This window comes from Streptomyces sp. NPDC087310, from assembly GCF_044744405.1.
Lineage (GTDB): Bacteria > Actinomycetota > Actinomycetes > Streptomycetales > Streptomycetaceae > Streptomyces.
In genome coordinates, this window is record NZ_JBIUYF010000002.1 from 1,050,626 (window position 1) to 1,064,556 (window position 13,931).

12 protein-coding genes are annotated in these 13,931 nt (G+C 72.3%); 3 read left to right on the forward strand and 9 right to left on the reverse strand.

Annotation, left to right across the window (positions count from 1 at the left end):
• Positions 1–81 precede the first annotated feature (81 nt).
• The 6 genes from hflX to miaA form a co-directional block, all read right to left on the reverse strand.
• Positions 82–1,572, reverse strand: a complete 1,491-nt coding sequence (hflX, locus tag ACIO3P_RS10250; RefSeq protein ID WP_329822543.1) for a GTPase HflX — start codon at positions 1,570–1,572, stop codon at positions 82–84.
• A gap of 37 nt (positions 1,573–1,609) precedes the next feature.
• Entirely contained in the window at positions 1,610–3,160 is a 1,551-nt protein-coding gene (locus ACIO3P_RS10255; protein WP_401848123.1) for a M1 family metallopeptidase, read from the reverse strand.
• 241 nt (positions 3,161–3,401) lie between these two features.
• Positions 3,402–5,513 (reverse strand): HD domain-containing protein, encoded by a 2,112-nt coding sequence (locus ACIO3P_RS10260; RefSeq protein WP_329822545.1) that lies wholly within the window; start codon positions 5,511–5,513, stop codon positions 3,402–3,404.
• Positions 5,514–5,653: 140 nt separating this feature from the next.
• Positions 5,654–6,601: a diaminopimelate epimerase gene (dapF, locus tag ACIO3P_RS10265; protein WP_329822581.1), complete on the reverse strand. Its 948-nt coding sequence runs from the start codon at positions 6,599–6,601 to the stop codon at positions 5,654–5,656.
• An 81-nt stretch (positions 6,602–6,682) separates the two neighbouring features.
• Complete coding sequence (locus tag ACIO3P_RS10270; RefSeq protein ID WP_329822582.1) at positions 6,683–7,120, reverse strand: hypothetical protein; 438 nt, start codon at positions 7,118–7,120, stop codon at positions 6,683–6,685.
• A 125-nt stretch (positions 7,121–7,245) separates the two neighbouring features.
• On the reverse strand, positions 7,246–8,184 hold the full coding sequence (gene miaA / locus ACIO3P_RS10275; RefSeq protein ID WP_329822546.1) for a tRNA (adenosine(37)-N6)-dimethylallyltransferase MiaA: 939 nt from the start codon (positions 8,182–8,184) through the stop codon (positions 7,246–7,248).
• A gap of 201 nt (positions 8,185–8,385) precedes the next feature.
• Between miaA and ACIO3P_RS10280 the strand changes: the two genes are divergently transcribed.
• Together ACIO3P_RS10280 and ACIO3P_RS10285 are read left to right on the forward strand one after the other, a co-directional pair.
• Positions 8,386–8,577 (forward strand): hypothetical protein, encoded by a 192-nt coding sequence (locus ACIO3P_RS10280; protein WP_329822547.1) that lies wholly within the window; start codon positions 8,386–8,388, stop codon positions 8,575–8,577.
• A 30-nt stretch (positions 8,578–8,607) separates the two neighbouring features.
• Positions 8,608–8,850 carry an antitoxin gene (locus tag ACIO3P_RS10285; protein ID WP_329822548.1) on the forward strand — a complete coding sequence of 81 codons (243 nt, stop codon included), beginning with the start codon at positions 8,608–8,610 and terminating at the stop codon, positions 8,848–8,850.
• 133 nt (positions 8,851–8,983) lie between these two features.
• Here ACIO3P_RS10285 and ACIO3P_RS10290 read toward each other — a convergent pair whose 3' ends face one another.
• Entirely contained in the window at positions 8,984–9,775 is a 792-nt protein-coding gene (locus ACIO3P_RS10290; protein WP_401848120.1) for a hypothetical protein, read from the reverse strand.
• A 47-nt stretch (positions 9,776–9,822) separates the two neighbouring features.
• Positions 9,823–11,343 (reverse strand): tRNA (N6-isopentenyl adenosine(37)-C2)-methylthiotransferase MiaB, encoded by a 1,521-nt coding sequence (gene miaB, locus ACIO3P_RS10295; RefSeq protein ID WP_329822550.1) that lies wholly within the window; start codon positions 11,341–11,343, stop codon positions 9,823–9,825.
• Between the two features lie 133 nt (positions 11,344–11,476).
• Between miaB and ACIO3P_RS10300 the strand changes: the two genes are divergently transcribed.
• A complete protein-coding gene (locus ACIO3P_RS10300) occupies positions 11,477–12,478 on the forward strand; it encodes a TAXI family TRAP transporter solute-binding subunit (RefSeq protein ID WP_401848117.1) in 1,002 nt (333 codons plus the stop codon).
• Positions 12,479–12,524: 46 nt separating this feature from the next.
• Here the strand turns inward: ACIO3P_RS10300 and ACIO3P_RS10305 are convergent, their stop codons facing one another.
• Positions 12,525–13,928, reverse strand: a complete 1,404-nt coding sequence (locus tag ACIO3P_RS10305) for a HAMP domain-containing sensor histidine kinase (RefSeq protein WP_329822552.1) — start codon at positions 13,926–13,928, stop codon at positions 12,525–12,527.
• Positions 13,929–13,931 lie beyond the last annotated feature (3 nt).

The window sequence follows — 13,931 nt, forward strand, 5'->3', positions numbered from 1 at the left end:
ACGATGAGGGGGCGGGCCTCCGCCATGGGCCGGCCGGCAGGGCCGTGCGCGGACGCCGTCCGCGCACGTACGCCGTACGCGTCAGTGGGCCACCGGGACGTACGGAGCGAGCGCGGCGGCCAGCTCCTCGTGGACCCGCGCCTTGAGCAGCGTGCCCTCCGGCGTGTGCTCCTCGGAGAGCACCTCGCCCTCGGCGTGCACCCGCGAGACCAGGGCGCCCTGCGTGTACGGCAGCAGCACCTCGGCCTCGACCTGGGGCCGGGGCAGCTCCGCGTCGATCAGCGCGAGCAGCTCCGCGATGCCCTCGCCCGTACGCGCGGAGACGGCGATCGCGTCACGCTCGGTGCGCAGCAGCCGCTGGAGGACCAGCGGATCGGCCGCGTCGGCCTTGTTGATCACGACGATCTCGCGTACGTCCACCGCGCCGACCTCGCGGATCACCTCGCGCACGGCGGCGAGCTGCTCCTCCGGCACCGGGTGCGAGCCGTCCACCACGTGCAGGATCAGATCGGAGTCACCGACCTCCTCCATCGTGGAACGGAACGCCTCGACCAGGTGGTGCGGCAGATGGCGGACGAAGCCGACCGTGTCGGCCAGCGTGTAGAGCCGACCGCCCGGGGTCTCGGCCCGCCGGACGGTCGGGTCGAGGGTGGCGAACAGCGCGTTCTCCACCAGGACACCCGCGCCGGTGAGCCGGTTGAGCAGGGAGGACTTGCCCGCGTTGGTGTATCCGGCGATGGCCACCGAGGGCACCTTGTTGCGGCGGCGCTCCTGCCGCTTGATCTCGCGGCCGGTCTTCATCTCCGCGATCTCCCGGCGCATCTTCGCCATCTTCTCGCGGATCCGCCGCCGGTCCGTCTCGATCTTGGTCTCACCGGGACCACGGGTGGCCATGCCGCCACCGCCGCCGCCACCCATCTGCCGGGACAGCGACTGGCCCCAGCCGCGCAGTCTCGGCAGCATGTACTGCATCTGCGCGAGCGCGACCTGTGCCTTGCCCTCACGGGACTTGGCGTGCTGGGCGAAGATGTCCAGGATCAGCGCCGTACGGTCGACGACCTTGACCTTGACGACGTCTTCGAGGTGGATGAGCTGGCCGGGGCTCAGCTCACCGTCGCAGACGACGGTGTCGGCGCCGCTCTCCTCCACGATCTCCCGCAGCTCCTGGGCCTTGCCGGAGCCGATGTACGTCGCGGAGTCGGGCTTGTCGCGGCGCTGGAACACCCCGTCGAGCACGAGCGCGCCCGCCGTCTCGGCGAGGGCGGCCAGCTCCGCGAGGGAGTTCTCCGCGTCCTGCATCGTCCCCGAGGTCCAGACACCGACCAGTACGACGCGCTCCAGGCGCAACTGCCGGTACTCGACCTCGGTGACGTCTTCGAGCTCCGTGGAGAGGCCCGCCACGCGTCGCAGCGCGGCCCGCTCCGAGCGGTCGAACTGATCGCCGTCCCGCTCTCCGTCGATCTCGTGGCTCCAGGCGACGTCCTCTTCCATCAGGGCATCGGCCCGAAGGCTTTCCGTGCGGGAGTCCGCGAAGTTCTGCGTGTCCTGGGAAGGGGAGGAAGAGGAGGTCATTGGATCCTTACGTCGAAAGAGATGTCCGTTACGTCAGTCACAACGCGTGACGACCCGGATTGATTCCCGGCCGCGTCGCCGACTCGTCGATGGTGGCACGGTTCGGCCCGGCCGTCACTCCGGTTTCCCGGCTCTTCGCGGCCTTGGGCGGGTCGCTGCGCCAGTCGGGGTGGCCGGGCATCGGCGGGGTCGTCCGCCCGTACAGCCACGCCGTGAAGAACGCGGACAGGTCACGCCCCGCGACCTCGGACGCCAGCGCGGTGAAGTCCGCCGTGGTCGCCGTCCCGTCCCGGTGGTTCCGTACCCAGTCGCGCTCCAGCCGCCCGAAGGCGTCCGCCCCGATCTCCTGGCGCAGCGCGTACAGGACGAGGGCGCTGCCGTCGTAGACGATCGGCCGGAAGAGGCTGATCTGGTCGCCCGGCTTCGGCGGCTTCGGGGCCGCCGGGGGGCCGCCGTCCACCCGCCAGCCGTCGGACCGCCGGTAGGCGTCCCGCATCCGGGTCTCCAGCGTCTTGCCGGCGTGCTCCTGCGCGTACCGGGCCTCGTACCAGGTGGCGTGTCCCTCGTTGAGCCAGAGGTCCGACCAGGTGCGCGGGCTGACGCTGTCCCCGAACCACTGGTGGGCCAGTTCGTGGACCATGACCGAGTCGACGTACCACTCGGAGAAGGCGGAGCTGGTGAACAGGGAGCGTTCGAAGAGCGAGAGGGTCTGCGTCTCCAGTTCGAAGCCGGTGTCGGCGCCGGCGATCAGCAGACCGTACGTCTCGAAGGGGTACGTCCCGACCTGCCGCTCCATCCACCGGATCTGGTCGGGGGTCTTCTTGAGCCAGGGTTCCAGCAGGTCGCGGTCGGCGGCGGGCACCACGTCGCGTACGGGGAGACTGCCGGGTCCCTCGCGGTGCACAACGGCGGAGTCGCCGATGGAGACCTGTGCCAGCTCCGTCGCCATGGGGTGCTTGGTGCGGTAGACGAAGGTGGCGTGCCGGCCGGCCACGGCCTTCGCCACGCGAAGACCGTTGGCGACCGCGGTCAGCCGCTTGGGCACCGTGATCCGGAAGGTGAAGTACGCCTTGTCGGCGGGATGGTCGTTGCCGGGGAAGACGCGGTGGCCGGCGTCCGCCTGGTTGGCCATCGCCAGCCCGTCGGTGGTCCGCAGCCAGCCGCCGCCCTCTCCGGACGGGTCACTGGTGTGGTGGACGGTGATCCTCATCCGTTCGCCCTCGTCGACCTCCTCGGCCGGCGTGATCACCAGGTCCTCCCCGGCCGTCGCGAACTCCGCCGCCGCGCCGTCGACCTCGACGGAGCGGACCTCCCCGTGGGTGAAGTCGAGGTTGATCCGGTCCAGGCGCCGGGTCGCCGTCGCGTCGATCTTGGTGATCGCGTCCAAGGGCTTGCCGTTGTCACCGCTGTAGGTGAAGGCGAGATCGTAGGTGAGGACGTCGTACCCGGGGTTGCCCAGGTACGGGAAGAGCGGATCCCCGATGCCGAGCGGCTCGGGCGGGGGCAGGGTCGCGGCGACGAGGGTGGCCGAGGCGGCGGCCAGCAAAGCGGCGCGCAGTCGGCTGGAGGTGAACAGCGTGGACAGCATGGACCACGGCTATCAGCGGCCGCCCGGCGCGCGGCGACGGCGCGCGCCGCTCCCACTCGAAAGGGGCAGCTCGCGGGCGGACGCCGCCGCCGGATGCCCCGTCGCGCGAAGTTGACGGTGGGTGAGTCCCTGAAGGAGCCCGCAGAGCCGTCGGAGGGGCCCGTCGTGAACGCTCGCCTTAAGACGTACGTTCGCGACGGGCGCCCCGACGGCCCTGTTCCGGTGCCGGTGCCGCACGCGTTCAGGCGGTCGCCGGGTGCTGGGCGCGGCTGACGTCGTACACGCCCGGTACGTCGCGCATGGCGCGCATCAGACCGGGCAGGCCCGCCGCATCCGGCAGCTCCAGCGTGTACGTGTGCCGTACGCGCTGCTCGCTGGGCGGCTCCACGGTGGCCGACACGATCGCCGCGCCCGCCGTGGCGATGGCGTCGGTGAGCTCGGCGAGCAACCGGGGCCGCCCGAACGATTCGGCGTACAGCGTCACCCGGCACTCCGGCGCGTCGCCCCAGCTCACCGGGATCGGGCGCCGGTCCAGCGCCCGCATCCGGTCCACTGCGCGGCACTCCTGCCGGTGGACGGTGACCACGCCGCCGCGTACGGAGAAGGCGGTCACCGCGTCGGGCGGTACGGGCGTACAGCAGCCGGCCAGCCGTACGGTGGCGCCCGGCAGGTCCACCACCGCGTTGGTGCCGCCCCGCCGGTCGGCGGTGACGGCGAGCGCCGCGCGGGGCGCGGCGTCGGGCGTCCCCACCGCCTCGGGGTGGGCCGCCAGCCAGCCGGTGATCGCGATCCGGGCGGCGGGGGTACGGGCGTGGTCGAGCCACTGCGGCGAGGGCCCCGAGGCGGCGTCCTGGGCCAGCAGCAACTGGACCGTGTCGCCGTCCCGCAGGACCGTGGAGAGCGGCGCCAGACGGCCGTTGACGCGCGCCCCGAGGCAGCCGTGCGCCGCCTCGCCGTGCTGCGCGTACGCGGCGTCCACGCAGGTCGCCCCGGCCGGCAGGCCGAGCATGCCGCCCTCGGCGCGGAAGACGGTGATCTCGGCGTCCTGGGCCAGGTCCGCGCGGAGCGTCGTCCAGAAGGCGTCCGAGTCGGTGGTGGCCTCCTGCCACTTCAGGAGGCGGGAGAGCCAGCCGGGCCTGGTCGGGTCGGCGCGCTCGCCGTCCTGCGGGTCCGCGGCCGGGGCGCGCTCCGTACCGTCCTGGGCGCCCACCGCGTCGACGGACGCGTACGGGTTGCCGAGGGCGACGACCCCGGCCTCGGCGACCTTGTGCATCCGGTGCGTACGGATGAGGACTTCGGCGACGGCGCCGTCCGGGCCCGCGACCGCCGTGTGCAGCGACTGGTACAGGTTGAACTTGGGCGCCGCGATGAAGTCCTTGAACTCGGAGATCACCGGGGTGAAGCAGGTGTGCAGCTCGCCGAGGACCGCGTAGCAGTCGGCGTCCTCGGTGACCAGCACCAGCAGCCTGCCGAAGTCCGTGCCGCGCAGCTCGCCGCGTTTCAGCCCGGACCGGTGCACGGAGACGAAGTGCCGGGGCCGCACCAGGACTTCCGCGGTGATGCCCGCCTCGCGCAGCACACGCCTGACGTCCTCGGAGATGGCCGCGAGAGCGTCCCCCGCGGTGGCGTTGTCCGCGATCAGGGCGCGGGTGTGCGCGTACTCCTCGGGGTGGAGGATGGCGAAGACCAGGTCCTCCAGCTCGGTCTTGAGCGCCTGGACACCGAGGCGTTCCGCGAGGGGGATGAGCACGTCGCGGGTGACCTTGGCGATCCGGGCCTGTTTCTCGGGGCGCATCACCCCGAGGGTGCGCATGTTGTGCAGCCGGTCTGCCAGCTTGATCGACATCACCCGGACGTCGTTGCCGGTGGCGACGAGCATCTTGCGGAAGGTCTCGGGCTCGGCCGCCGCCCCGTAGTCGACCTTCTCCAGCTTGGTCACGCCGTCGACCAGGTAGCAGACCTCGTCGCCGAACTCCCTGCGGACCTGATCGAGCGTCACGTCGGTGTCCTCCACGGTGTCGTGGAGGAGGGAGGCGGTCAAGGTCGTGGTCTCGGCGCCCAGTTCGGCCAGGATCAGGGTCACGGCGAGCGGATGCGTGATGTACGGCTCGCCGCTCTTGCGGTACTGCCCGCGGTGCGAGGTCTCGGCCAGGACGTACGCCTTGTGCAGTACGGCGAGGTCCGCGTCGGGGTGGTGCGCGCGGTGCGCCTCCGCGACATGGCCGATGGCGGCCGGCAGCCGGTCCCTGGTGGCGGGGCCGAGTAAGGCGGCCCGGCCGAGCCTGCGGAGGTCGATCCGGGGAAGACCGCGTCTGCGGCTGTGGGCACCAGGGCTGGTTGCCTCTGCGCTCATGGGGCACCTCCGGGCAGCTTCGACCGGCGGGGAGAGGGCGGGGACGCCCTCCGGGCCGGTGCTTGATGCTATCGACCCGGTCGCGTGCGGCAGTCCCGGTCCCGCCCGACGTGAAACGGATCACCCATCCGAGCGAAGATTTAACCGAAGGCGGATTCGAGCCAGACCGGGTCGATGTGACCCTCCGCGACGATGACGGCAGGCCCCGTCATCTCGATCCCGCCGTCCGGGCGCTCCGTGACGAGCAGCCGCCCGCCGGGGAGATCCACGGTGTACGTGACGGGCTCGCCGGTCACCGCCGGGTCCGCGCCGTCCCTGCGAGCGGCGGCGACGGCCACGGCGCAGGCGCCCGTACCGCAGGAGCGGGTCTCGCCGGAGCCGCGCTCATGGACACGGAACGCGACATGGCGGGGGCCGCGGTCGACGACGAATTCGACGTTCACCCCGTCCGGGTAGACGGACGCGGGGCTGACCGGCGGCGCGGTGAACAGGTCCCCAGCGTGGGCCAGGTCCTCGACGAACGCGACCGCGTGGGGGTTGCCCATGTTGACGTTGAGGGCGGGCCATTCCCGGCCGCCGACCGTGACCGCCGCCTGCGCGGCGGGGAGCACGGCGCGCCCCATGTGGACCGTGATGTCACCGGCCCCGCCGTCCGAGCCGTCCTCCGCGCCGGCCTCGGCGAGGCCCTTGGCGAGGTGCACCTTCTTGACGCCGCCGCGGGTGGCGACGGCCAGATCGCCCGCCTCGACGTGTCCGGCGCGCTGGAGATAGCGGGCGAAGACGCGCACGCCGTTGCCGCACATCTCGGCGATCGAGCCGTCCGCGTTGCGGTAGTCCATGAACCACTCGGCCTCGGCGGCCATGGCGCGCGCCTCGGGGTGCGCCGCGGACCGTACGACATGGAGCAGTCCGTCCCCGCCGATGCCGGCCCGGCGGTCGCAGAGGGCGGCCACCGCGCGGGGCGGCAGCTCCAGGGCGTTCTCCGGGTCGGGAACGATCACGAAGTCGTTCTCCGTCCCGTGTCCCTTGAGGAAGGCGATGGGGGCGGCCTGCGAGGCGGCGGTCTGCGAAGTGCTCACGGAAACCATCGTACGAGCCGGGTCGGACATCGCCGTCCGGGTCGGCCGACGCGGGGGGCCGGAAGCCCGGCGCGGGGTCCGGGGCCCGGGTCAGCGCAGCCGGGCGACCCGCCAGACGGCGAGGGCGACCAGGGCGGCACCCACGGTCACGTACAGGGCGAGGACGCGCCAGTCGGGGCGCTCGCCCGACGACCGGCTCGGCAGCCCCGGCCAGGTGTGGCCGACGCGGCGCGCGGCCATCATGCCGGCGCCCGCGGCGCAGCAACTGATCAGCAGTCCGAGCATGGCGACGACCGCCCCGCCGTCCCCGGTGCCGAAGGCGAGGGGGAAGGCGAACATGAGCGATCCGACGGCGGCGAGCATCACGATGGGGGCGAGCTGCCAGATCCGCAGCCTGCGCTGGGGCCGGAGTTCGACCTGGACCTCGTCGGTCACGGTCTCTTCTTCCGGACCGTCAGGACTCAGCCTCGGGCCGTCCTCCGACGTCTCCGAGGACGTGGGTTCTCTGTCGCGAGGGCCGGCCTCCATCGCCACGCGCCCTCCCAAGTCGGACTCCACTGGTCGATCGATGCCCGATGGTCGACCGATGCTCGATGATGGCACGCCCGGAAGGACCGCACGGACGCGCGGAGCGTCCCGATGCCATCACGTGATCAGGCTGTGACCGCCCGTTCGACCAACGCGAGCGCCCGGTGCGGGAGTTCTTCCCGGTGCTCCGTTCCGCCGCCCAGCCAGTGCACCCGTGAGTCGCGGCGGAACCACGAGTCCTGGCGGCGCGCGAAGCGTTTGGTGGCGCGTACGGTCTCCGCGCGCGCCTCCGTCTCGGTGCACTCGGCGGCGAGCGCGGCGAGCACCTGCTGGTAGCCGAGGGCGCGGGAGGCCGTACGCCCCTCGCGCAGTCCGCGCGCCTCCAGGGCGCGCACCTCGTCCACCAGACCCTCGTCCCACATCCGGTCGACCCGGCGCGCGATCCGCGCGTCCAGCTCGGGGCGGGCGACGTCGACGCCGATCTGGAGGGTGTCGTACACGGAGTCGTGGCCCGGCAGATTGGCCGTGAAGGGCTTGCCGGTGATCTCGATCACTTCCAGCGCGCGGACGATGCGGCGGCCGTTGCTGGGCAGGATCGCGCGGCCCGCCGGGGGGTCGGCGGCGGACAGCCGGGCGTGCAGCGCGCCGGAACCACGGAGCGTCAGCTCCGCCTCCAGCCGGGCGCGCACCTCGGGGTCGGTGCCGGGGAAGTCGAGGGCGTCGATGGCCGCGCGTACGTACAGCCCGGAGCCGCCCACCAGGACGGGCGTACGGCCCTCGGCGAGCAGCCGGTCGATCGCCGCTCTCGCGAACCGCTGGTACTCGGCGACGCTCGCCGCCTGGGTGACCTCCCAGATGTCCAGGAGGTGGTGCGGCACTCCGGCGCGCTCCTCGGTCGTCAGCTTGGCGGTGCCGATGTCCATCCCCCGGTAGAGCTGCATGGAGTCGGCGTTGACGACCTCACCGCCCAGTTGCCGGGCGAGGTGAACGCCCAGATCGGACTTGCCGGCCGCGGTAGGACCGACGACGGCGATGACCCGCGGTGCGGTAGGTGCGCTTCTCACTGCCCCAGTCTCGCAAACAAGGGGCCCCTGCCCGAACGAGTTACGTGACGGGGCACCGCCGGGGTCGTTGCCTGTTGCGAGGTTCCGGGCCTGTTGCGAGGTTCCGGCCACGGGTTTCCGGGACCGGCGCCCCTGAGCCGTGTGACGGGTGGATCAGGACGGCGCGGATCTTCGTTCCCGCGCGTACGATATGGAGCAGATATGGGTGTTTTTTCATGGTTCAGCAAGAGGTCCCGGACCTTGTCCGGGGCGAAGGAGACCGGCACTGCCGAGGCCGGGCCGACCGGGAGCGGCCGGACGGAGGCCGTCGCCGCCGAGGGAGTGGAGATCCCGAAGCAGCAGTCGGCGGAGGCGGCGGCGGACAACGAGGCAGGAAAGAGCACCCGCCAGTAGGCTGTTGTCTCCTCCGAGGGAAGGTGGCCCATGGGCTTCCTGGATTCATTGAAGGCCAAGATCGGTCCGGCCAAGGAAAAGGTCGCCGACCTCGCGCAGCAGCACGGGGACAAGATCGAGCACGGGCTGGACAAGGCCGCCCGCACGGTCGACGAGAAGACCAAGGGCAAGTACAGCGACAAGATCGACACGGGTACGGGCAAGGCCAAGGACGCCCTTGGCAAGCTCGCCCACAAGGACGACGGCACTCCCCCGCCGCCGCCCGCTTCCTGATCGACAGCCGCACGAGTACGGGGCGGTACGGGGCCTTGGCGCCCCGTACCGCCCCGTACCGCGTTCTCGCGTTCTTCTCGGCGCGTCTCCATCTACTGCGCCGCGGAACCCTGCGACTACGGCGCCGCTGACCCTACGACCAGGCCGCCACGAGGTACCCGACGCCGTACGGCGCGGCCTCGTACAGCAGCGCGCCCCCCAGGCCCGCGCCCTCGGCCGCGCCCGCGAGCACCTGCCAGGGCGCCCGCCCCGCCGCCTTGAGTTCGGACGCCAGCCCCGCGTCGAGCGCCGTCAGCGCCGCCCCGTCCGCCGCGGCCAGCGCGGCGGCCACCCCGGCGTCGAAGCCGTCCGCCCGGTCGTCCAGATAGCCGGGCGCCTTGAGCGTGCGGCACGCGCTGGCGTCGCCCATCACCAGGAGCGCCACCCGGTCGGCCCCCGCCGCGATCTCCCGTCCGGCCAGGACGCACCGGTCGGTGGCGAGTGTGCTGTCCACGGCCAGCCCCGACACGGGGGCGGCGGACCAGCGCACATGATCCAGCAGCCACGCCGCGACGGCGAGGGAGGCGGGCAGCGCGGGCCCGGAGCGGTGGCCGACGCCTTCCGGCGCGGAGTCGGCCGGCGCGGAGTCGGCCGTCCCCCGGCCGTGCGGCCCGGCCGCGCCGAGGACGACGTCCACCTCCACGCCGAAGCCGCGGAACGACCCCACGGAGCCCTGCGCGTGGACTCCCGCTCCCCCGGCCCCCGCTCCCCCGGCCCCCGCTTCCGCCGGTCCGACGACCACCAGCCGGTCGGGCCGGGCGGCGGCGAGCACGCCCAGGGCATCGGCGCAGGCGGCGCGCGCCCCGTCGAGTTCGGGCGCCGCGCCGGCCGCCACAGCGGGCACCAGCAGCGGCGGACTCGGGCATACGGCAGCGGAGACGAGCATGATCAGCAGCCTAACCAGTAACGACCAGGTCGTACGTCGCGCTCCGCTCAGGCGGGTGCGCAGCCACCCGTGACGGCGGGGAGCGGGGCCGGGACACCGACCGTGGGCAGGCCCAGCAGGACTCCGGCGGGCTTCGCCGCCTCCGCGGTGTTCCGCTTCTCCCACGCGTCGCCGGCACGGGTGCGCCGTACCCGCGTCGTCGGCCCTTCGGCGAGCAGGTGGTGCGGGGCGGCGTAGGTGATCGCGACGGTCACCACGTCACCGGGGCGTACCGCTTCGTCCGGCTTGGTGAAGTGGACGAGCCGGTTGTCGGCAGCCCGCCCCGAGAGCCGGTGCGTGGCGCCGTCCTTGCGCCCCTCGCCCTCCGCGACCATGATCTCCAGCGTCCGGCCGACCTGCTTCTTGTTCTCCGCCCAGGAGATCTCCTCCTGGAGGGCGGACAGCCGCATGTAGCGCTCCTGGACGACCTCCTTGGGGATCTGACCGTCCATCTCGGCGGCCGGGGTGCCGGGGCGCTTGGAGTACTGGAAGGTGAACGCCTGCGCGAAGCGCGCCTCGCGCACCACGCGCATGGTCTGCTCGAAGTCCTCCTCGGTCTCCCCGGGGAAGCCCACGATGATGTCGGTGGAGATCGCGGCGTGCGGGATGGCGGCGCGCACCTTGTCGATGATGCCGAGGTAGCGGTCCTGCCGGTACGAGCGGCGCATCGCCTTCAGGATCGTGTCCGAGCCGGACTGGAGCGGCATGTGGAGCTGCGGCATCACGTTCGGCGTCTCGGCCATCGCCGCGATCACGTCGTCCGTGAAGTCGCGCGGGTGGGGCGAGGTGAAGCGGACGCGCTCCAGGCCCTCGATCGCGCCGCAGGCGCGCAGCAGCTTGGAGAACGCCTCCCGGTCACCGATGTCGGAGCCGTACGCGTTGACGTTCTGGCCCAGCAGCGTGATCTCGGAGACGCCCTCGGCGACCAGTGCCTCGATCTCGGCGAGGATGTCGCCGGGGCGGCGGTCCTTCTCCTTGCCGCGCAGCGCGGGGACGATGCAGAAGGTGCAGGTGTTGTTGCAGCCGACCGAGATGGAGACCCACGCCGCGTACGCGGACTCGCGCCGCGTCGGCAGCGTGGAGGGGAACGCCTCCAGCGACTCGGCGATCTCGACCTGTGCCTCCTCCTGGACGCGGGCGCGCTCCAGGAGGACCGGCAGCTTGCCGATGTTGTGGGTGCCGAAGACCACGTCGACCCAGGGGGCGCGCCGCACGATGGTGTCGCGGTCCTTCTGTGCCAGACAGCCGCCGACGGCGATCTGCATGCCCGGGCGCCTGGTCTTCATCGGCGCGAGCCGGCCGAGGTTGCCGTACAGCTTGTTGTCGGCGTTCTCGCGGACGGCGCAGGTGTTGAAGACGACGACGTCGGCGTCACCGTCGGAGCCCTCGGGCGCCCGGACGTACCCCGCGCCCTCCAGGAGGCCGGACAGCCGTTCGGAGTCGTGGACATTCATCTGGCACCCGTAGGTGCGTACCTCGTAACTTCTCGTACCGCCCACTGCCTGACTCCGGTCGCCGCTGCTGGTCATCCCTCAAGGGTAGGTGCTCCCGTGCGGCCTCCTGCCGCCGTGCTCCGGCCGCCCGGGCGGGCCCGCGCGGAGGGGGTGGCGAGTCCTGGACAAGGTCTGGCCATCACGGGGAGTGACCTGACAGGATCGGCCCATGCTCACCCTTCCGTTCCGTGTCAGCCGTGGCCGTGCCCTGCTGGGCTCCGCCGCCGGGCTGGTGGTGCTCGGCCTCCTCGTGTGGTGGCTGGCGCCGATCGGTACGGCGTCGCCGAGCGGTTCGGTCACCTTCAGCACGGGGGTGACCACAGGGGTGTACCAGCGGTACGGGACGCTGCTCAAGGAGGATCTGGCGCGCGACCTGCCCCGTGTGTCGGTCGATCTGCGGGACAGCGAGGGTTCCCAGCAGAATCTGGCCCGGGTGGCGACGGGCGAGGCCGACTTCACGATCGCCACCGCCGACGCCGTCGCCAAGTACCGGAAGGACGGCAGCCCCGGCGCGGACGCGCTGCGCGGCTGCGCCCGGCTCTACGACGACTACGTGCAGCTCATCGCCGCCAAGAGCGCCGGCATCGGCTCCGTCGCTGACCTGCGGGGGAAGAAGGTGGGCGTGGGCCAGGAGGGATCAGGGGTCCGGCTGCTCGCGGAGCGGATCCTGGCAGCCGGCGGGCTCGATCCCGAGAAGGACGTCGATCCGGTCCTGGCCGGGATAGACACCATGCCGGGTCTGCTCGAAGCGGGGAAGCTGGACGCCTTCTTCTGGTCGGGCGGGCTGCCCACCACCGCCGTGCAGGAGCTGTCCGCGCGCTACGACATACGGCTGGTCCCGCTGGACGCCGCGCTGGTCGAGAAGTTGCACACCTCGGGCGGGGCCTCCTCGCGCTACTACCGCTCGGCCGAGATACCCGCCGACGCGTACGGCGACATACGGAACACGACCCCCGTCCCCACGGTCGCGGTGGCGAATCTGCTCGTCACCAGCGACCGGATCGACTCGGATCTGGTGGAGGGCTTCACCCGTACGGTGATCAAGAGCCGGGACCGCATCGGCCACAAGGTGCACCCCGCCCAGTTGGTGGATCTGCGGACCGCCATCTATACGGACCCGCTCAAGCTGCACGAGGGCGCGAGGCGCTACTACCAGTCGGTCAAGCCGTAGTCGTAGCCGTCGCCGTCGCCCGCTCTGTCGCAGGTCGCGCCGACGGTCAGGGCGCAGTTCTCGGGACGCTGACGGTGACCCGCAGACCGCGCGGCTCGCCGTGCGCGTAGGTGATGGTGCCGTCGCCCGCCGCGAGCAGTGCCCGGGTGATGGAGAGGCCGAGCCCCGAACCCTTGATGTTCTGATGACGGTTGCTGCGCCAGAAGCGGTCACCGATCCGTGACAGTTCCTCGTCGGTGAGCCCGGGGCCGCCGTCGTTGACGACGACCGTGGAGGTCGTGCCGTTGCGGGCGACCGTGACCGTGACCTCCTCGCCCGCCGGGGTGAACTTGAGGGCGTTGTCGATCACCGCGTCCAGAGCGCTGGACAGCGCGATGGGGTCGGCCCAGCCGGTCACCGCCGCGCGGTGCTCGGTGAGCCGTACGCCCTTCTCCTCGGCCAGCGCCCGCCAGGCAGCGACCCGCTCGGCGGCCACCTCGCCGATGTCGGTGACCCGCAGATCGGCGGCGGTGTGCTCGGCGAGCGCCAGGTCCAGCAGATCGTCGAGGACCTGGGCCAGCCGCTTGCCCTCGGTGCGTACGGAGGCGATCTCCTCGTTCCCCTCGGGCAGTTCGAGGGCGAGCAGCTCGATCCGCAGCAGCAGCGCGGAGAGCGGGTTGCGCAACTGGTGGGAGGCGTCGGCGACAAAGGCGCGCTGCTGCTCCAGTACGTCCTCGACGTTGTCGGCCATCTCGTTGAACGAGCCGGCCAGCCGCCGCAGTTCCGGCGGTCCGCCCGCCGCGGCGACGCGCGACTTCATCCGGCCGGTGGCGATGTCGTGGGTGACGGCGTCCAGGACCCGTACGGGGCGCAGCACCCACCCGGTCAGCCGGATGGCGGCCCCGACGGCGACGAGCATGGCCACCGCCTCGCCCACCGCGATGACCAGCCAGCTCCGCAGGGTGCGCGAACGCATCTGGCCGGTCGGCGAGTCGGTCACCACGACGGCGACGACGTCCCCGTCCCGTACGACCGGCGAGTCCACGATGAGCCGGCCGTTCTGCCAGGGCCAGACCTGCTCGGGGTCGCCGCTGCGGCGGCCCAGCAGGGCCTCCTGGAAGGACTGGCGCCCCGTGCCCGCCGCGGGCACCCGCCAGCCCTTCGGGGCGCTGGCCATGGCCGCGCCGTCGCGGTAGAAGACGCCGACCCTGATCCCGTACACCTCGTGGTAGCGGGTCAGTTCCTCCTCCAGGAGGTCGCGCCGCTCCTGGCTGCCCGCGCGTCCCTCCGTACCGGTGCGGCCCTCGGAGACGAACTGCGCGAGGGCCGCGACGCGCGTCGTGTCGTCGATCCGGTCGATGACGACGTCCTGCTGTTCCGCGGCGGCGCGGCTGACGGCGAGCGGGAACCCCAGGGCGAGGAGCACGGCCGCCATCAGAATGATCAGCAGCGGCAGAAGTCGGGTACTCACCGG